Raw genomic sequence first — 19,701 nt, forward strand, 5'->3', positions numbered from 1 at the left:
GCTAGCGGCGCACAAGGTGAATGGCAGCCGGGTTCGGGTGAGCAAGTGCTGCGCAACCTTCAGGGCATCAGCGATCCGGCGCAGATGGACGAGGTCGAGCTGCAACTGCTGCTGCAGCTCTACGAGCACGTGCTGAGCGAAGAGCACTTCCCTGCGCGCCGTCTGCAGGCAGCCGATCTGAAGGAATGGCACCGCCTGTGGCTGGGTAACGTGTACGACTGGGCCGGGGAGGAGCGCAGCGTCAACATCGCCAAGGGCGATTTTCACTTCGCGGCGGCGGCGCAGGTTCCGCGCCTGCTGACAGAGTTTGAGCGCGACTGCGTGCATCGCTACACGCCCTGCGAGGACCTGGGCGGCGACGCGCTGGCCGAGGCCATCGCGGTGTGTCATGTCGAGCTGATCCTCGTCCACCCATTTCGCGAGGGCAACGGCCGGCTCGCGCGCCTGCTGGCAGACGTGATGGCCGTACAGGCGGGGCGCGGCCCGCTCGACTACAGCGCCTGGGATGCCGACACCCCCGCCTACTTCGCCGCGATTCAACGCGGCATGGGCAGGGACTACGCGCCCATGCAGGACCTTGTCATCCGCGCGCTGGCTTCGGCGCGGGCTTGAGGGCGAGAGACAGATGAGGAAACGATTTCCGACCGCCTTGCAGCATGGCCTCGATCTCAGCAATCCGCTGGCCGGTTTCGATAGCGGTGGAACTGGCCACGGCGCGAACAATGGCTTGGCGGCTGGGAGCTTTGGGGTGGGTTTGGGCGTTCATGGGCGGCTTAACGTAGGGGCTGGCGAGAGTCTACCGAGTTCGGTGCGGCTGGATGTCGGGGTTGAGGAGAGCATGAGGGAGCTAGGTCATGACGGGTGAGTGGCGTCAAGTAAAGGTGGAGAACATCGCGAGGCGAGCAGCCACCGGGCCGTTCGGATCTTCGATCAGCTCGAAGCATTTTCTGCCCGCCGGGGTGCCTGTCATTCGGGGTAGCAACCTTAGCCAGGACATTGGCCTTCGCTTGGTAGACGAAGGCATGGTCTTCCTGGCCGAAGACAAAGCCTCCGAGTTCTCGCGATCGGCGGCGTATCGGGGCGACTTGGTATTTACTTGCTGGGGGACAATCGATCAGGTCGGCCTGATTGACAAAAGCTCTCGATACTCGCGCTACATAGTTTCCAATAAGCAGATGCTTCTTTCTCCTGATGAAGCCGTTGCGGACAGCTTGTTTCTCTACTATCTGTTCTCTTCGCCCAGGATTCGATCCGAAATCCTTAATCGCGGAATTGGTAGCTCAGTCCCTGGATTCAACCTTGGGCAACTTCGATCCTTCGAGCTTCTGCTTCCTCCGCTTTCCGAACAACGCGCCATCGCCCACATCCTCGGCATGCTGGACGACAAGATCGAACTCAACCGCCGCCGCAACCAGACCCTGGAGGCCATGGCCCGCGCCCTGTTCAAGGACTGGTTCGTCGACTTCGGCCCCGTCCGCGCCAAGATGGAAGGCCGCGAGTCCTACCTCCCCGTCGACCTCTGGCAGCTCTTCCCCGACCGCCTTGATGATGACGGCAAGCCGGAAGGGTGGGAGGCTGGTCGCCTGGACGATGCGCTCGTCTTGCAGAGAGGGTTTGACTTGCCAGCCTCAGCTCGAACTCACGGTGCGTATCCCGTCATGGCTGCCAGCGGAATCAACGGCTTCCACGACACGCATATGGTCAAGGGGCCTGGCGTCACTACGGGGCGAAGCGGCGTTCTTGGTCGCGTATTTCTGGTTCATAGCGATTTTTGGCCACTGAACACTTCGCTCTGGGTAAAGGAGTTCAAGAGAGTTTCGCCGTACTACGCCTTTGAACTCCTTCGTGGCCTGGACTTCGAGATGTTCAACGCAGGTTCCGCCGTGCCGACGCTCAACCGAAACCATGTTCATAATTTGCCGATTGTTCTTCCTCCTCGGAACCTGATCGACGCTTTCGATGAGCAAGCCATCCCAATGCGTGGGGCACAGAAGAAGAACGAAGATGAATGCGATTTTCTCGCCCAGCTCCGCGACACCCTACTACCCAAACTGATCTCCGGCGAGCTGCGCGCTAAGGATGCCGAGAAATTTGTTGGGGCCATTGCATGAAACTGACACACATTTCCGTACACAACTTCCGAGGCATTATTGACGCTTCTATGGCGTTCCAGCCATACGCGCTCGTTGTTGGCGCCAACAACTCCGGCAAGAGCACAATCATCGACTGCATCCGCGCTTTCTATGAGAAGGACGGTTTCAGGTTCAGAAAGGAAGCTGACTTTCCGCTCAAGGGGGCGGCAGACCAGGAGTCGTGGATTGAGCTAACTTTCGCCCTCGTCGACGATGAACACGAATCACTGAAAGGGGAATACAAGACCGATAACAAGTCGCTGAAGGTTCGGAAATATTTCCAGACGAGCGAAAAGCTGCTTGACGGAAAAGGTGCGGCCGGATCAATTCTTGGTTACAAGACTGACGGAACCCTGTCGAACGAACCCTTCTACGGCGCGAGAAACGTCCAGAGTGGCAAATTCGGCGATGTGATCTATATCCCGGCCATTAGCAAGATTGATGAACACACCAAGCTCAGCGGGCCATCGGCCCTGCGCGATCTGATCACTAACATCATGTCGGATGTGGTGGAAGGGAGCCTTGCTTACAAGGAGCTGACCAACAGCGTTGCAACTTTTGCCGATAGCGTTCGTGCCATCGAGACCGAGGATAAACGCTCGCTGTCGAATTTCGAGAGTGACCTGAACGCACTGCTTGCTCCATGGCAGACGAACTTCAATCTCAAGTTCACTGCGCCATCCACGGCGGATATTATCAAGTCCATGCTTGGATGGGACATTCGGGACAATGATCACGAGGCGCCGCAAGGTGTTGAGTACTTTGGCTCTGGCTTCCAGCGACATTTCATCTACTCGCTGATTCAACTGGGCGCGAAGTACGTGCCACAGAGAGCTTCGAAGAAAGCGAAAGACTTCGCGCCCTCATTGAACTTGGTGCTTTTCGAAGAACCTGAGGCATTCCTGCACCCGCCGCAACAGGAGGATTTGGCTCGTAGTCTGGTCAAGGTCAGCGAAGCCACCGATTGGCAGATTATCTGCTCTACCCACTCTGCGCACTTCGTGAGCAGAAATGCCATGCGAATTCCCGCCATCATTCGGGCACGTAGGGCGGCCGGGGTCGTGTCCATCTTCCAGATCGACGATGCGCGATGGAACAGTATTGTTGACTCCAATCACGCCATACAGCAGGTTTCAGCCAAGTACCCAAAGGTAAAAAAAACCATGGAGGCTGATGACCAAAAGCCTGAAATGGAGTCGGTGAAGTACTTCTTGTGGCTCAATCCAGACCGCGCGGGAATGCTGTTCGCACAGAATGTGTTGCTCGTCGAAGGCCCCAGCGAGACGGCCTTAATCAACCGATTGTTGGACGATGGCAGAATCGCGTTACCTCAAGGAACCTATGTCCTCGACTGTCTCGGCAAGTACAACATACACCGCTTCATGAATCTGCTCAGTGGACTTGGCGTGTTTCATGCGGTGCTACACGATGACGACAACAATGCGAACGAGCATCAGGAACTTAATCAACTGGTGGCGGACTCGAAGAGCGCGGACTTCACGCACTCGGTCACGACAATACCGAAGGATCTAGAAGACTACCTCGGTGTAGTGTCAGCGGGCTCCCCCCACAGAAAGCCCCAACACCTGCTTTATTACTACGCTACCAATAGAATTGACAATGCGAAGCTGACTGCATTCTGCGAGCTGGTGCGATCCTGCTTCGCAACGAAGGAAGACACACCATGACCCGCGTCCCCGTCTCCCCCGAGCTGGTGACTTGGGCACTTGAGTGCGCCTGCCAGTCAGGTAGGCAGGAGGGGCAGGGGGCGCGCGCGCAGCGTTTTGATATGCACCTCGGCGCGCCCTTGCCCGTATGACCTCACCCTACCAGCCCCCCTACACCCTCTCCCCACGCACCGTGACGCTGATCGCGCGCATTGCCGAGGCGGTCGGTCAGCTGTCGGTGCGGCTGGGGGATGCGCGGGATCTGCGCCTGCGCCGTATCAACCGCATCCGCACCATCCAGGGCTCGCTGGCCATCGAGGGCAATACGCTGAGCGAGGCGCAGATCAGCGCCATTCTCGATGGCAAGCGGGTGATCGCGCCGCCGCGCGAAATCCAGGAGGCGCGCAACGCGATTACAGCCTACGACCGGCTGGCGCAGTGGAAGCCAGAGTCCGCAGCGGACCTGCTGGCGGCACATCACACCTTGATGGCGGGCTTGATCGACGATTGCGGCAAGTGGCGCGGCGGCGGGGTGGGGGTGATGGCGGGGGATCAGGTGATTCACATAGCGCCGCCCGCCCAGCGGGTGCCGCTGCTGATGGAGCAGTTGCTGGGCTGGCTGGCGACCACTGATTCCCATCCGTTGATCGCAAGCGCAGTGTTCCACTACGAGTTCGAGTTCATTCACCCGTTCAGCGATGGCAACGGCCGCATGGGGCGGCTGTGGCAGAGCCTGATCCTGAGCCGCTGGCAGCCCGTGTTGGCCTACCTGCCGGTAGAGACCGTGATCAAGCAGCGCCAGCAGGCCTACTATGACCAGTTGGCGGCGGCCGATGCCCGAGTCGACTGCTCAGGGTTCATCGAGTTCATCCTGACCGCGATCGAAGAGAGCCTGCAGGAAGCCATCCGGCCGCTGCAGGACCACGAAACGCCGGGGAAAACGCGGGTGAAAACGCCGGGGAAAACGCCCGAGCGCATTCTGGCCCTGCTTGCCGACACCCCCGCCCTGTCGATTCCCGAGCTGGCGCAACACATCGGCAAGTCCGAGAGCGCCATCGAGCGCGCCATCCGCAAGCTGCGCGAAGCAGGACGCCTGCTGCGCGTGGGTCCGGACAAAGGCGGGCACTGGCGGGTGCTCGGCCCCCACATGCCCAAGGAGACCCACTGATGGCCTTCATCTCCGAAGCCCAATTGGAAACCGCGCTGTTGGAGCAATTGGCGGGGCTCGGCTACGCCTGCACCTCGGATGAGACCATTGGCCCGGATGGCCGGCACCCTGAGCGTGAGGCCTACGACACCGTGGTGCTGAAGGGACGGCTGGTTGCGGCCGTGGAGCGTTTGAACCCGGGCCTGCCCGCCGCGGCGCAGGCGGATGCCGTGCGTCGGCTGACCCAGTCGGAACTGCCGAACCTGCTGGAGGAGAACCGCCGCATACACCGTGTGCTGACCGACGGCGCTGATGTCGAGTACTACGCCGAAGACGGCGTGCTGACAGCCGGCAAAGTGCGGCTGATCGACTTCGAGCAGCCGGCCCGCAATGACTGGCTGGTGGTGCAGCAGTTCACCGTGATCGCCGGCCAGAACAGGCGTCGGCCCGATGCGGTGGTGTTCGTCAATGGTCTGGCCATGGCGGTGATCGAGCTCAAAGCGCCGGGCAGCGAGAACGCGACCCTGGCCGGGGCCTACAACCAGCTGCAGACCTACAAACAGCAGATTCCTGCACTGTTCCGCAGCAATGTGCTGCTGGTGACCTCCGATGGCCTGGCGGCACGGGTGGGCTCGCTGTCGGCCGACGCCGAGCGCTTCATGCCATGGCGCACCACGGATGGCACCCGCATTGAGCCCAAGGGCTTGCCCGAGATGGCCACCCTGATCGACGGCGTGTTCGAGCGTGGACGTTTCCTCGATCTGCTGCGCCATTTCACCGTGTTCGGCGAGCGTGGCGACGGGTTGGTCAAGATCATCGCGGGCTATCACCAGTTCCACGCGGTGCGGCGGGCGGTGGCCTCGACCCTGCGTGCCAGCCGAACGCATTGGCAGGCCGAAGACCCGGCGGAGTACGGCTTGCCCAGCGTCAGCCGCCAGCCTGCGGGCGATCGCAAGGCAGGCGTGATCTGGCATACCCAGGGCTCGGGCAAAAGCCTGCTGATGGCGTTCTACGCGGGCTTGCTGGTGTTCGACCCGAGCATGGTCAACCCCACCCTGGTGGTGCTCACCGATCGCAATGACCTCGACGATCAATTGTTCGCGACCTTCGCGATGTGCAAGGACCTGCTGCGACAAACACCCGTTCAGGCCGAGAACCGCGAGCACCTGCGGTCGCTGTTGAGCCGGGCCTCGGGCGGCGTGGTGTTCACCACCCTGCAGAAGTTCTCGCCCGCAGCCGACGAAGCCGATTTCCCCTCGCTGACCTCACGCTCCAATGTGGTGGTGATCGCCGACGAGGCGCATCGCAGCCAGTACGGGTTCAAGGCGCGGGTGGAGGTCAAGACCGGCGAGATCGCCTACGGATTTGCCAAGCACCTGCGTGACGCTTTGCCGAACGCGTCGTTCATCGGTTTCACTGGTACGCCGATCGAGGCCACCGACGTGAACACGCCGGCGGTGTTCGGCCACTACATCGACATCTACGACATCAGCCGCGCGGTGGAAGACGGCGCCACCGTGCCGATCTACTACGAGTCGCGATTGGCGCGGATTGAGCTTGATGCGGACGAGCGGCCGCAGATCGATGCCGAGATCGAGGCCCTGCTGGAAGACGAGGACAGCACCCGCGCCGAGCGCGCCAAACAAAAGTGGTCCACGGTCGAGGCCTTGGTCGGCAGCGACAAGCGCGTCGCCTTGATTGCGCGCGACCTGGTGCAGCACTTCGAAGATCGCGTGCTCGCTCTGCACGGCAAGGCGATGGTCGTGTGCATGAGCCGACGCATCTGCGTGGCGCTGTATGAGGAGATCGTTCGGCTGCGTCCGGATTGGCACAGCGATGACGATGAGGCCGGCAGTATCAAGATAGTGATGACAGGCGCGGCCAGCGATCCGCCGCACTGGCAACAGCACATCGGCAACAAGACGCGCCGTGACGCACTCGCGAAGCGCGCGCGCAATGCGACGGACCCGCTGCGGATGGTGATCGTGCGTGACATGTGGCTGACCGGCTTCGACGCTCCCAGCATGCACACCATGTACATCGACAAGCCGATGCGAGGCCACGGCTTGATGCAGGCGATCGCACGCGTCAACCGGGTGTTCCAGGACAAGCCGGCCGGCTTGATCGTGGACTACATCGGTATCGCCCAGAACCTGAAATCCGCCCTGGCGCAGTACTCCAAGCCCGATCAGGACAAGACCGGAATTGATGAACGCGAGGCGATCGCCCTGCTGCTGGAAAAGGTCGAGATCCTGCGCGGCATGTTCCATTGTTTCGACTATCAGGCCGCCTTGGCAGGCTCGCCGGGCGAGCGCTTGGCGATGATGGCCGCTGCCATCGAATGGATTCTCGATCGACAACAGCAATGGGCGGCAACGGAGCGTAGCGCCGAAGGCAAAAAGCTGGCGCAGCGGCGCTTTGCGGACGCGGTGCTCGGGTTGTCGAAGGCGTTCGCACTGGCCTCCAGCAGCGATGAGGCGCGCGCGCTGCGCGAGGAAGTCGGATTCTTCCAGGCCATTCGATCCGCGCTGGTGAAGTCATCCGCCGACCACTCCGACACCCGCCAGGATCGCGACCTTGCGATCCAGCAGATCGTCAGCCGTGCGGTGGTCTCGACCGAGATCATCGATATTCTCGCGGCCGCCGGGGTCCAGTCGCCTGACATCTCCATCCTCTCCGACGAGTTTCTGCTCGAAGTGCAGCAGATGGACAAGAAGAACCTGGCGATGGAGGCGCTGCGCAAACTGCTGGGCGACAGCATCCGCTCGCGCAGCCGCAGCAATGTGGTGGAGAGCCGCGCTTTCAGCGAGCGGCTGGCGGACGCCATCGCCCGCTACCACGCCAATGCCATTACCACGACAGAAGTTCTACACGAGCTGATCACGCTGGCGAAGGACATCCGCGCTGCCCGCAGCCGCGGTGAGGCCTTGGGGCTCAGCAACGACGAAATCGCCTTCTACGACGCGCTGGCGGAGAACGAGTCGGCGCGACAGTTGATGGGGGATCAGAACCTGCGGGTGATCGCGCACGAGCTGTTGGTCAGCCTGCGGGAGAACGTGACCGTGGATTGGGCCCATCGCGAATCCGCGCGTGCGCGGATGCGTGTACTCGTCAAGCGCATTCTGCGCAGGTACGGCTATCCGCCCGACCTGCAGGATGTCGCGGTGCAGACTGTACTGCAGCAGGCCGAGGCGCTGTCTGCCCTTTGGCAAACGGGCTGAGGGCAATTCGCGAGTTGCTGTGGTCGGGACCTGCGCTCGGCCGTTCGGCCGCAGTGCGCTTGGCCCAACCTACCTTGGGTGTCGGGCGCATGCAGGGTGCGAACGCCCCAAGACTGCCGATGCGCGATGCTCTGACGAATCCCGAATCCCGAATCCCCAAGACCACGCCCGTCCGACAGCGCGCGCCCTACACTCCAAGCCCTTCACCCGACCCACGGAGCACCAACCCATGTCCCTCAACGGCAAAACCCTGTTCATCACCGGTGCCTCGCGCGGTATCGGGCTGGCGATCGCGCTGCGGGCGGCGCGCGATGGGGCGAATGTGGTGATTGCGGCGAAGTCTTCGGTGCCGAATCCGAAACTGCCGGGCACGATCCACAGTGCGGCGGCCGAGGTCGAGGCCGCGGGCGGTCAGGCGCTGGCGGTGCAGTGCGATATCCGCGAGGAGGACGAGGTGCGGGCGGCTGTCGCAGCGGCGGTGGAGCGCTTCGGCGGGATCGATATCCTGGTGAACAACGCCAGCGCGATCTGGCTGCGCGGTGCGCTGGATACGCCGATGAAGCGCTATGACCTGATGCACGGCGTCAATGCACGTGGCACCTTTCTGTGCAGTCAGGCCTGCCTGCCGCATCTGCTCAAGGCCAGCAATCCGCACATCCTGACCCTGGCGCCGCCGCTCAATCTCGACCCGAAGTGGTTCGCGCCGCACACCGCCTACACCATGGCCAAGTACGGCATGAGCATGGCCACGCTGGGCCTCGCGGCTGAGTTCGGCCCGCAGGGTGTGGCGGTGAATGCACTGTGGCCGCGCACGGTGATCCGCACCGATGCGCTCAACATGATCCCGGGCGTTGACCTCGAGGGCTGCCGCACGCCGGAGATCGTCGCCGATGCCGCCCATGCCGCACTGACCACGCCCGCACGTGAGCTGAGCGGCCAGTTCCTGATCGACGAGACCCTGCTGCGCGCGCGCGGCGTGACCGATTTCGAGCGCTATGCGGTGAAGCCGGGGCATGCGCTGATGGACGATTTGTTTCTTTGAAGCCGGGAGTCGGGATTCGGGAATTGGGATTCGCATAAGCAGGAGCCGGAACCTCGCAGAGCCCGAGCCAGAGCAGCCAGTCGGTGCCGCGAGTGGAGCGAGTTCCTTGAGCCGCTTTACTCGCGGGGCGATCCTCCTGAGGCGTGGTTTCGCTCTCCTGCGGCCCAACGGGTGGCCCGGGTCAGTGCTCTCGCGATGAGCTACTCTCGAATCCCGAATCCCGAATCCCGAATCCCGAATCCCGAATCCCATGAAATACCTCCACGCCATGGTCCGCGTCCGTGATCTCGACGCCTCGCTCAAGTTCTGGTGCCAAGGCCTTGGCCTGGTCGAGAACCGGCGACGGGACTATCCGCAGGGCCGCTTCACCCTGGTCTATCTCGGTGCGCCGGAGAACTCCGAGGCCGAGATCGAGCTGACCTTCAACTACGACGACGAGACCTACGGCTCGGCGCGCAACTTCGGGCATCTCGCCTTCGCCGTCGACGATATCCACGCCACCTGCGCGCACCTGCAGGCGCAGGGCATCACCATCAATCGGCCGCCGCGCGATGGCCGGATGGCCTTTGTGCGCAGCCCGGATCTGATCTCGGTCGAGCTGCTGCAGAAGGGCGAAGCCTTGACGCCGGTCGAACCCTGGCTATCGATGCCGAACGTCGGCAGCTGGTGATCAACTCGTCGCAATTGAAGAAGGGCAGGCCCTGCGGCCTGCCCTTCTTGTTTTCCGCATACGTCCAGGATTATTCGAAGCCGTCCTCGAAGACGCTGTCTGTGCCCACCCGGACGACGACGGCGGCGCTGTTGTCCCCCATCACGGGATCCGAATACGGCGCTTCCACGTCAACCTGAAGGTTGCTGACCAAGCGTGTTCCAACTGCCGTTCCGGGCGCCACGGTCGCAGTGACCTCAAGGTAGGCGAACGCGCCAGGCGCCAGATTCAGCGTCGGCAGCGCGCCGCTGCCGCTTGCAGCTGAACAGAAAGAGCTCACGGGCACCCCGCATGTCCAGGTCACATCCTGCAGCTGCGGCGGCAGGATGAAGTCCAGGTTCACCTGCGGCACCCGGACCACCGTGCTGCTGTTCTCGATCTCGACGCGATAGGTGAGGGTCCCGCCGGCCGTGACCACACCCGGCGCCCGCGACAGGCGCAGCCGCAGGTCGGCGAAGAAATCGTCGTTGATGATTTCGCCGGTGGCTGATCCCGGGCTCAGGAACAGACTGGGCTGGCTGCTTGAGAGATCGAGGAAGAAGCGCTCCTCGGCTTCGGCGACGGTGTCGCCGATCACCTGTACGGTCACCGTGCGACTGGGATTCAAGCTGGCGTCGAAGCTCACGCTGCCGCTGGCAGCCACGAAGTCCTCGCCCGCCGCCGCACTGTCGGCGCGTGTGGTGTAGGTGACACTGAAGCCCCCGGCGACTTGGCCGTCCAGCTGGAGAACGAAGGTCAGTGGCGTGTTGCCGCTGTCGCCTTCGGCCATCAACACCGGCTCGGTCCTCAAGGTGGCGAAGTCGTTGTCGACGATGCTGACGGAAATGGGCGGCACGCTGCTGCCGGTGTAGCCGCCACCGCTGACTGCATGGGTGATGACACCGGTATGTGGGCCTTCGACCACGCTGTCGGCGGCCGCGCTGACCGTGATGCCCTGCGGCGTGGCCCAGTTGTCGGTGGTGAACTGCAGCGTGGACGGGCTCACCTCCAGCTGAGCATCAGGCGTTGCGGTAAATGTCACGGTCGCGCTGGGGGCCTCGCTCAGCGCAACGGTATAGCCGTCGACCGTTCCGTTCTCCGTGACATCGGTCGTGCCGCCGCTCTGCGTCAGCAGCACCTCCGGCGGCACGCCATCGACCACCAGATTGAAGCTTCGGCGCTCGACGGCGCCGCAGCTGTCGGCCACCTCGACCTCGATTGGATAGGTGGCGAACGGCGTGCTGGCGCCGACGTTGATCGTGACCTGGCCGTTCGCGGCGACGCTGACGCTGCCGCCGCCCGCCAGCGTGGTCGGGCTGACGCTGAGGCCCAGCAGATTGCTGTTGCCGTCGGCGGGCGCCGCCGAGGGCGCAACCGTGGTCGAGGCACCGCGCGCCAGGGTCTGGTTGGCGTAGGTGCCCAGCGTCGGCGTCAGGTTGCGCGAGACGTTGACCACCACCTGGGCCAGCGTGCTGGCGCCGGCGCCGTCGGTCACGCTGAGCTGCAGCGGATAGGCGCGGGTGCCGCTGGGCGCCACCAGTTCGCAGCTGGCGGTGGCGGACAACGCGACGGTGCCGGCGTTGTTCTGCACGCTGACCGCAAGCTCTGGCGGGGCGCCGCTGACGGCTACGGCGAGGCTGCCGGCCGCATCCTGCGTATCGCTGACCGTGGCGACGTTTGCGGTCGCGGTCGGACTGCCCTGGCGGGTGCTCAGCGCCCCGGTGACGTTGACGCTCGGCGGGGTGTTGGCGCCGGTGATGCTGAAGTTGGCGTCATTGATGTCGAAGAAGATGTTGCCCACCGCCTGCACCCGAATCCGCGCCTGCGCGCTGGCAGGCGTGCCGGCGGGGATCGTCACCATCTCGCTGCCGTCATTGGCGGTGCTGGCGGCCAGCTCGATCGGCCAGGTGTTGCCACCGTCCAGCGACAGGGTGATCCGCACATTGGCAGTATTGATGTCGTTGGCGGTGGTGCCGGCCACGTTCCAGCTGACCGTCTGAGTGCTGCCCGCGGCCCAGCTCACTGCCGCGTTCGGCGCGGTGATCGCGAACGGCCCGGCCGCCGCGCGAACCGCGACAGCGGTCAGCGCTTCGTTGGTGCCGCCGCCGCCGGCGCGATTGTCGCGCGCAGTGACGCGGAAGTTGAGCGTGCGGCTGGTGGTCGGCAGCACCTCGGCGGTAAACCAGCTCGGGCTGGTGGTGCCGGGCAAGGGCGCGGTGGCCGGCGCCACGTTGGCGTTGTTGAGGATGTAGCGCAGGCTCGGAAACACACGGTTCGCCGACAGCGAGGGCGCGAACGAACGGAACAGCGGGCCGCTGCCGGTATCGGTCAGCACGCCGGGCGCGTTGGCGGCGCCGAGATCGAACTGCTCCCACAGGTAGGTCAGAGTGTCGCCATTGGCATCACTGCCGGTGGCACCAAGCTCGAACGGTGTGCGCGCCGGAATGATCCAGCTGGCGGCGGTGCTGACTGCCGGTGGCGTGTTGCCGGTGGAATTGGTGGTGCCGCAGTTGGCACCGCTGCCGGTGGTGGTGAAGGCCAGCATCTCGTTCAGGCTGACGCGCTGGAAATAATCCTCGCTGTTGGGCTGGGTGTTGTCGGCGCCACAGATGCCGGCATAGGCCTGGATGCTGATGCCGCTGCCCGGCTCGTAGGCGGTGCTGCCATTGCGGTTGCCGCCGGAGCAGCTGTTGCCGGAGCCATTGAAGGTGTGGTTGCCGCGGAACTGGTGGCCGATCTCGTGGGCGACGTAGTCGACATCGAAGGCGTCACCGACCGGTGAGGCTGAGCCGGTGACCCCGCGCGCCTTGTTGCTCGCCGAGCAAACCGAACCCAGGACGGCGACGCCGCCACCGCCGGTGCTGACCACGTGGCCGATGTCGTAGTTGGCGCCGCCGATCACGGTGCTCAGGTTGCTCTGGTTCTCGCCGAGCATGGTCGACCCGCTGTTGTTGGTGTACGGGTCGGTGCCGCCGTCGGTGTAGATGATCAGATCATTGTTCGCGACCAGCACCATCCGCACCGACAGCTCGCGCTCGTACACGCCATTGACGCGATTGAGCGTGGTCACCACCGCGGCCAGCCCGTCAATGACGCTGCCGCCGTGGAACGCGGTGTATTCGCCGGTGGCGGCAATCGCCGCGCGGTAGGTGCGGCGCACCGTGCCGGAGCTGAGCTTCGGCGCGGCGTTCATTTTCTGGAAGTTCGGCAGGTCCTTCGGCAGCGCTTGGCCGGTGACGGCACAGACGATGCGCTCGCCATCATCCGGCGCATCGGCCTTGCGATAGACCACGTAGGTGTCGAGGTCGCCCGGCTGGTAGGGGTCGATGTAGTGGGTGCCACGCCATGAGATCACCTGCGCGCGGAAGCCGAGCGGGGTGAGGTCGAAACGCAGGCTCGCACTGGGGTCGTCGATGCCCTGGCCGAGATAGGTGCGGAGCTGCGGATACTTCGCCGCCAGCGCCGGCTCCATGATCGGCGACTCGACGATGCGGAAGCGCTCGAAGCGGCCGTCCGGCAGCGGCAGGCTGAGTTCGCTGGCGCTGCGGTCGAGTGCGCCGGTGGTTTCCAGCGGTGTCGACTGCAGCAGGTTTTGCAGCGGCGCGCGGTCGAGCTGGACGGTGAGATAACGCTGCGGAACAATCTGCCGCGGCGCAGCCGAACGCTGCACCGCGGCCTCGTCGATCACGCTCCAGAGGCCGTCAGGCGAGGCCTGCTGGGCCGATGCGCTGGCGCTTAGGCCGAGCAGAAGTGCGAACAGCGCGCGCCGCACGCGCGGGCTGGAATTGCAGGATGTCATGACGCCCCCGGGTGAATCCGGATCGCTCCGGAAAGTCGGCAAGCATCGCCGACCTTGGCCGGGCTGACAACGCGGGGGCTGCTGGACGCGGCGTTGGTGGCAACAACGCCGCGGCGCGTCGATCAGGGGGCTTCGGGCGCGCTGCCGTCGGCCAACAGGGGCACGCCCATCGAGCTGCGGCGCTCGATCGCCTGCGACTCGCCGCCGCGCAGGGCGCGCTGGCGCGGTGCCAGCGCGGTGCTGGCCTGGCCGCGGGCGCTGGCGAGTGCGTTCTGCAGCGCTTGCCGCGCGCGCGCGTCTTCACCCTGGGCGCTGAGGGCGAGGCCCAGTTCCTCCCAGGCGGCGGCCGCATACGGACCGTGGCTGGCGCGCAGCAGATGACTCTCGGCCTTGCCCCACAGGCCGTCGATCCGGCACAGCCGGCCCAGCGCGAGCTGCAGCGCCGGGCTGTCAGGGCGTTCTTCCAGCCAGGCCTCAACCCGGCGGATGCGATCACGCTGTGGAGCCTCGGCGGCACGCCCGTAGTCGGCGGCGAGTGATTCGTGCCAGCTGCGCCGCAGCACATGTTCGAGCGCATCGTCGGCATCGCTGGCGCCGCCGAGCGCGCGTGCGGCGTGACAGAACGCGGTGACCACGCCGGCCTCGCTGCGCGCGCTCTTGGGCAGTTCGGCAAAGCGCTGACGCAGCAGGGAGAGATCGCTGCTGTGGCTGAGCAGGGCGATCTGCACGCGCTGTTCGAGTTCGGCATACACGCTGGCGGTGAGAGCGGGCTTCAGCACGCGCAGATCGGTCGCCGCGGCACTGGGCTCGGCATCGCGCAGGGCTGCCTCGATGCGCAGCCGCCGCAGCGCCGGTGACAGCGGTTCGACCGCCTCGTGCAGCAGGCTGCGCGCGGCGCCGATCTGGCCGGTCTGCAGCAGGCCTTCGGCCCGCGCCTGGCGGGCGGCTTCGGCATCGGCCGCATCGAGCTGCAGCAGCAATGCACCGGCGCTGCTGTCATCGCCCAGCGCGCGCGCGGCCTGCACCGCCGCGACCAGCGCCGGCACTCGCAGGCGCTCACGACGGGCGGCGCGGCTGCACAGTTTCAGCGCGAGCGCGTGTTCGCCGCGCTGCAGCGCGCGCAGGCCATCGGCCAGACGCCGCCGCGCGCTGCGCTCGCCGTGCCTGCGCCAGGCGCGCAGCGGCCACAGCAGCAGGGCCAGCATGAGCCGGAACAGCACCCAGGTCGCCAGCAACAGGCCGAGTGCAGTTACCAGGGTGGCTTCGAGGCTGTAGCCGCGCCATTCGATCAGCAGGTAGCCCGGATCGTCCGCCAGCACGCTGTAAATCAGCGCGCCCAGGGCGGCCAGGCCAAGTACCCACAGCAGCAGGCGGAAGGCTTTCATGCGCGAATCGCCGGGCGGGTGGGCTCCAGTGCCGCTGCGCGCTCGCTGGCGGGCTCAGTTTCGGGCTCGGGCGCACGCTCGGGTTCCAACTCAAGCTCGGGCTCGACTGCAGGCAGCTCGGGCTCGGGCTCGGCGGTTGGCGCAGACGCGGGCGAAGCTGGCAATGCGGGTGCTGCAGCGGCGGGCGCTGGCTCCGCTTCGATCCTGGGCTCGGCCTCAGGTTCGAGCGGAATCTGCGGCTCGATGTCGATTTCAGCGGCTGGCGGCAAGCGCTGCCGGCTGCCGCGCAGCGCGCGCAGTTCGCTCAAGCTCAGGCCGAGTGCGGGCAGGGCCTGTTGCAAGGTGGACGGATCGAGCTGCTGCAGGCGCTCGCCGAGCTGGCGCACCGGCTGCGACTGCGGATCGAACAAGGCCTCGAACAGCGGCCGCAGCCGTTGCAGTGCGACCGCGACGCCGGCGGCATCGCGCGCTTCGGCGGCGGCCAAGGCCGTGCGCAGGTCCATTCGCAGGGCTTCGAGTGCGGCATCACGCGCGCTGCCGGCCAGCTCCAGGTCGGCAGCGGCGCGCTTGCGCACCGTCACCAGGCCGGACAGCGCCTGCTGCAGACGGCTGCCGATGCTTCCGTTGGCGGCGTCGGTGCTGGAGCGCGGCAGACGGCGCGGCAGCTCGGGCAGGGTGGCGAGCGTATCGGCAAGAGTGGTGCGCAGGGCGGGCAGCGGATCGGCAGGCAGGTTCTGCAGCAGCTCGCGCTCCTGCCGCAGCGGCAGCGCCAAGCCGGCGTAGAGCGGGTCGTCGATGTTCTCGACGGCCGAGGCGGCGAGGCTCAGCGCCAACCGCGCGCCGGCGGGATCGCGCGCCAGCTGCAGACGCTGTTCGGCCAGCACCAGAAGGGCTTCGATCTCGTTGAGTTTGAGTGTGGTCTCGCCGCGCAGGCGTTGATCCGACAGCCGCGCGACCGCGTCTTCGATAGTCGCCGCGCGCTCGCCGATGCCGAGCAGCTCCTGGCGGATCACCCGCTGGCCGCCGACGATCTCACCGATGCGGCCGTCGACGCTGCGCTGGCCGACGCTGACCTGGTCGATCCGGCGGTCCAGCGCGTCCAGCCGGGCGCTGAGCGACTCCGCCTCCAGCCGCCAGGCTTCGCCGGAGGCGGCGGTGCTGCGCGCGCGTTCGAGTTCGGTCCACAGGTACACGCCGGTCAGGCCCACCAGCAGCAATGCGAACAGCGCGACCCAGCGGCCCAGGTGGCGGCGCGGGCGCGCACCGGCTGTGTCGACAACGGCGTTGACGGTGGTCGGCTCGGGCTCAATCACGCGGGGCTCTCGTTCAGCGCGCGCACGAAGTGCGGGGGCGCACAGTGTAGCCCGCGCTCCCGCGGCGGGGCTTTCACGCAGCCGCCGCGGTTCGCGATCGTCCCAAGTGGAACGGGCATTTCAGCCTTCGTCGTCCGGCGCTGCGGCCGGCGGCGTTTTCAGTCGTCCGGCGCGGCGCAGCGCCTCACGGAGGACGTATTCGATCTGCGCATTCAGTGAGCGCAGCTCGTCGTCGGACCAGCGCTGCATAGCGTCCAGCACCTCGCCATTGATCCGCAGCGGATAGGCTTTGCGCTCGGCCACGGGCGCGCTCAGTACAGGCTGCCGGTGTTCAGCACCGGCTGCGGGCCGCGGTCGCCGCAGAGCACGATCAGCAGATTGCTGACCATCGATGCGCGGCGCTCGTCGTCGAGCTTGACGATCTTGCGCTCGGAGAGCTTGTCCAGCGCCATCTCGACCATGCTGACCGCGCCTTCGACGATCCGCGTCCGCGCCGCGATCACCGCATTGGCCTGCTGGCGCTGCAGCATCGCCTGGGCGATTTCAGCGGCGTAGGCAAGGTGGCTGATGCGCGCCTCGATCACCCGCACCCCGGCCTGGTCCAGCCGCGCCTGAATCTCCTCGGTGAGGTGCTTGGACACCTCCGCCGCGTGGCTGCGCAGGGCGATGTCGCCTTCGGCATGCGGCTCGTAGGGATAGCTGCTGGCCATCGCGCGCAGGGCCGATTCCGACTGGATGTGCACGAAACTCTCGTAGTCGTCGACGTTGAAGACCGCTTCGGCCGAGTCGACCACCTGCCACACGATCACCGCGGCGATCTCGATCGGGCTGCCTTCGAGCTCGTTGACCTTGAGCTTGCCGCTCTCGAAGTTGCGCACCCGCAGCGAGACCTTGCGCTTGGTGAAGAACGGATTGTTCCAACGCAGGCCGGCGTCCTTCACCGTGCCGACGTAGCGGCCGAACAGGCTGATCACCGCGGCCTGGTTGGGCTCGACCATGTACAGGCCGAATAGAGCGAAGGCGAGGCCAAGGAAGCTCAGCCCCATGACCACCCCGATCGGCCCGGTGCGCAGGCCGAGCACACCCAGCGCGATGATGGCGAGCATGCCGGCGAGGATCGCCAGCAGGGTGGGGATTCCGGGCAACGATTTCAGCGCGAGTTCTTTCATGGCGTTCTCCGTGGGTGCGGAGAGAAGATATCAATCTGATATCAATGTGACAAGAGCGACGGGACTTCGCCCCGCCCCCGCCCCCGGCCCGATCGCAGCGTCCCCGCCGCGTCGCCGCCGCGGCCCGCGCGCAATCGCCAGCGGAATCGCGGCCGCCTATTCGCGTCGCTGCACCTCGATCGGAAACGCGATCCCGCCGCGCGCGTTGGCGGCGGCGCCGCGGCCGACCCGGTCGGCCGGCAGGGGCAGATGCAGGAACAGCGGGTCCTCGCTGTCGGCTGAAACCGGCAGGGCGAAGTACAGATGCCCGTCGACGATGCCGGCCTCGCTGACGCCATCGACGCCGACCCACTCGCAGGGCTCGTCGATAGATATCTCCGGGCAGATTCCGGGGCCGGTGCTCCAGTGCACCTGGGCGCTGCTGCTGCCGTCGCCGTGCCAGATCTCCAGGTCCACCGCGCGGGCGCTGCCGCGGGTGCGCAGCGCCGGGTGATCGCGGCTGATTTCCCATTGCCCATGCCACACGCCAGGCGCCTGCTCGGCGGCGCGTTCGGCCTCGCTCTGCATGTCGGCGGCCGGTTCAAATGCGGCGGCCGGCAGGGCCAGCAGCAGAGCGAGTGTGCTCAGGGTCAGAACGGTGCGGGTCATGGCTGTCTCCGGGTTGGACATCAGCCTGACACGTTGCGATGACCCCATCCGCGACCACGCCTACTCGAAGCCGTCAGCGAACAGCCCGCTGAGCCGGCCCACATCGACCGCGACGAAGGTGTCGGTCTCGCCATTGGTATCGCCGCTGACGATATCGGTGGCGGTCGAGGCGAAGGCCATCAGGCTGCCGTTCGCGCCCAGCGCGTGCTGAGTTTCGACACTGCCGTTCGACGCCGCGGCGGTGACCGACTCGCTGAGCATGAACAGCCCGGACGGCGGCTGGAACAGCCAGGCCTGGCGCAGGCCGTTGCCGGAATCCGAACACAGGTAGCTGACATCGCCGCGGCTGCTGACCGTCGGCAGGCTGCAGTTGAACGCGTTCGGCGGCGTCGGCAGGGCCAGCAGGCTGCCGATGCTGCGATCCAGACGATAGACACCGCTGGTGGCACCGGCGACCAGATTGGTAGCGAAGCTGCGGTAGACCACGTAGCGGCCATTGGCCGAGATCGAGGGCGAATCGGTCTGGCTGCTGGCAGCCTGGCCCTGCGCATTCACGCTGAGCAACTGGGTGCTGCCGAGCTGACGGTCACGCAGATAGACCTGGATGCTGCCGACGCTGGGGCTGGGCACCAGATTGGTGCTGGCGGAGGCGAACACCGCGAAGCGCGCATCGGCCGACAGCGCCGGCATCCAGTGTTCGATCGCGCCCTGCGGCGACTGCGCGCCGGTGGCACTGACCGAAAGCCGCTCGCTGGCGCCGGTTTGCATGTCGGTGAGCAGCAGGTCGCTGAAGCCATTGGTGTCACCGGGGATCTGGATGCTGGCCGCCGAGTAGTAGGCGACGTAGCGGCCGTCGGCCGACAGGGTCGGGTAGCGCGCCTGGCCGTTGATGACCGCGCCGATGCCATTGCTGACCCGCTGGGTGAGGCCGCTCTGGCGGTCCCGTCGATACACCGCGAACACCCCGGGCGCCTCGCCAGCGACCAGATTGGTGCCATTGCAGATGAAGGCGACAAAGCGCGCGTCCGCCGACAGGCTGGGCTGATAGCAGTTGCCGTTGGAGAACTCACCGCCGACGCCGCGGCTGACGATATCGATCGCATCGGTCAGCGCATCCTGCACGAAGATCTGCGCCGCGCCGGTGCCGTGATCGATACCGAGATTGCGCGCATTGGTCGAGTAGGCCAGCACCAGGGCCGAGTCCGACACGGCCGGGTCGAGCACGTCGCCGTTGGCCTGGTTGCCGCTGCTGCCGGTGATCCGGAACCGGCCGATATCACCGGCCGCCGCTGGCGCACAGAGGGCGGCCGACAGTGCCAGCAGCAGGGCGCTGGCGGTGCGTTGCGATGTGCCGTGCATGGGGCGTCTCCACCAGCGCGTGGGGCTGGTCTCGTCGCGTGTAACGCGCTGCGCTGGCGGTTCGTGTCACCGGCGTCATGTGGACGTCATGCCCCGGAAATGGCGCGTCGACAGTCTTGCAGGCTGACGCC

The 19,701-nt window shown here is 65.7% G+C and carries 14 protein-coding genes; 7 read left to right on the forward strand and 7 right to left on the reverse strand.

The window, feature by feature from the left end:
- Nucleotides 1-84 precede the first annotated feature (84 nt).
- The 7 genes from ACIQ7H_RS05155 to ACIQ7H_RS05185 all read left to right on the forward strand — a co-directional run bounded on the left by ACIQ7H_RS05155 (nucleotide 85) and on the right by ACIQ7H_RS05185 (nucleotide 9,879).
- Entirely contained in the window at nucleotides 85-612 is a 528-nt protein-coding gene (locus ACIQ7H_RS05155; RefSeq protein ID WP_395789073.1) for a Fic/DOC family protein, read from the forward strand.
- A 242-nt stretch (nucleotides 613-854) separates the two neighbouring features.
- Complete coding sequence (locus ACIQ7H_RS05160) at nucleotides 855-2,111, forward strand: restriction endonuclease subunit S (protein WP_395789075.1); 1,257 nt, start codon at nucleotides 855-857, stop codon at nucleotides 2,109-2,111.
- Nucleotides 2,108-3,820, forward strand: a complete 1,713-nt coding sequence (locus ACIQ7H_RS05165; RefSeq protein WP_395789077.1) for an ATP-dependent nuclease — start codon at nucleotides 2,108-2,110, stop codon at nucleotides 3,818-3,820. The genes ACIQ7H_RS05160 and ACIQ7H_RS05165 overlap by 4 nt, the downstream gene beginning before the upstream one ends.
- A 127-nt stretch (nucleotides 3,821-3,947) precedes the next feature.
- Nucleotides 3,948-4,967, forward strand: a complete 1,020-nt coding sequence (locus ACIQ7H_RS05170; RefSeq protein ID WP_395789079.1) for a Fic family protein — start codon at nucleotides 3,948-3,950, stop codon at nucleotides 4,965-4,967.
- Entirely contained in the window at nucleotides 4,967-8,167 is a 3,201-nt protein-coding gene (locus ACIQ7H_RS05175; protein WP_395789081.1) for a type I restriction endonuclease subunit R, read from the forward strand. Before ACIQ7H_RS05170 ends, ACIQ7H_RS05175 begins: the two co-directional genes overlap by 1 nt.
- Before the next feature lie 229 nt (nucleotides 8,168-8,396).
- Complete coding sequence (locus ACIQ7H_RS05180; RefSeq protein WP_395789083.1) at nucleotides 8,397-9,209, forward strand: SDR family oxidoreductase; 813 nt, start codon at nucleotides 8,397-8,399, stop codon at nucleotides 9,207-9,209.
- A gap of 250 nt (nucleotides 9,210-9,459) precedes the next feature.
- Entirely contained in the window at nucleotides 9,460-9,879 is a 420-nt protein-coding gene (locus tag ACIQ7H_RS05185; protein WP_395789085.1) for a VOC family protein, read from the forward strand.
- Between the two features lie 70 nt (nucleotides 9,880-9,949).
- Here the strand turns inward: ACIQ7H_RS05185 and ACIQ7H_RS05190 are convergent, their stop codons facing one another.
- The 7 genes from ACIQ7H_RS05190 to ACIQ7H_RS05220 all read right to left on the reverse strand — a co-directional run bounded on the left by ACIQ7H_RS05190 (nucleotide 9,950) and on the right by ACIQ7H_RS05220 (nucleotide 19,570).
- Entirely contained in the window at nucleotides 9,950-13,696 is a 3,747-nt protein-coding gene (locus tag ACIQ7H_RS05190; protein WP_395789087.1) for a reprolysin-like metallopeptidase, read from the reverse strand.
- A 122-nt stretch (nucleotides 13,697-13,818) separates the two neighbouring features.
- Nucleotides 13,819-15,081, reverse strand: coding sequence for a heme biosynthesis HemY N-terminal domain-containing protein (locus ACIQ7H_RS05195; protein WP_395789089.1), 1,263 nt, complete (start codon nucleotides 15,079-15,081; stop codon nucleotides 13,819-13,821).
- The gene (locus ACIQ7H_RS05200; protein WP_395789091.1) at nucleotides 15,078-16,394 is read right to left on the reverse strand and encodes a uroporphyrinogen-III C-methyltransferase; all 1,317 of its coding nucleotides are present in this window, start codon (nucleotides 16,392-16,394) and stop codon (nucleotides 15,078-15,080) included. Before ACIQ7H_RS05200 ends, ACIQ7H_RS05195 begins: the two co-directional genes overlap by 4 nt.
- A 120-nt stretch (nucleotides 16,395-16,514) precedes the next feature.
- Nucleotides 16,515-16,697 (reverse strand): Arc family DNA binding domain-containing protein, encoded by a 183-nt coding sequence (locus ACIQ7H_RS05205; protein ID WP_395789093.1) that lies wholly within the window; start codon nucleotides 16,695-16,697, stop codon nucleotides 16,515-16,517.
- Between the two features lie 8 nt (nucleotides 16,698-16,705).
- Nucleotides 16,706-17,563 carry an SPFH domain-containing protein gene (locus ACIQ7H_RS05210; RefSeq protein WP_395789095.1) on the reverse strand — a complete coding sequence of 286 codons (858 nt, stop codon included), beginning with the start codon at nucleotides 17,561-17,563 and terminating at the stop codon, nucleotides 16,706-16,708.
- Between the two features lie 156 nt (nucleotides 17,564-17,719).
- Nucleotides 17,720-18,211, reverse strand: a complete 492-nt coding sequence (locus ACIQ7H_RS05215) for a hypothetical protein (protein ID WP_395789097.1) — start codon at nucleotides 18,209-18,211, stop codon at nucleotides 17,720-17,722.
- A 60-nt stretch (nucleotides 18,212-18,271) separates the two neighbouring features.
- The gene (locus tag ACIQ7H_RS05220; RefSeq protein ID WP_395789099.1) at nucleotides 18,272-19,570 is read right to left on the reverse strand and encodes a TolB family protein; all 1,299 of its coding nucleotides are present in this window, start codon (nucleotides 19,568-19,570) and stop codon (nucleotides 18,272-18,274) included.
- Between the last annotated feature and the right edge of the window lie 131 nt (nucleotides 19,571-19,701).

The sequence above is a fragment of the Aquimonas sp. genome, from assembly GCF_044377145.1.
Taxonomy (GTDB): domain Bacteria; phylum Pseudomonadota; class Gammaproteobacteria; order Xanthomonadales; family Xanthomonadaceae; genus Aquimonas.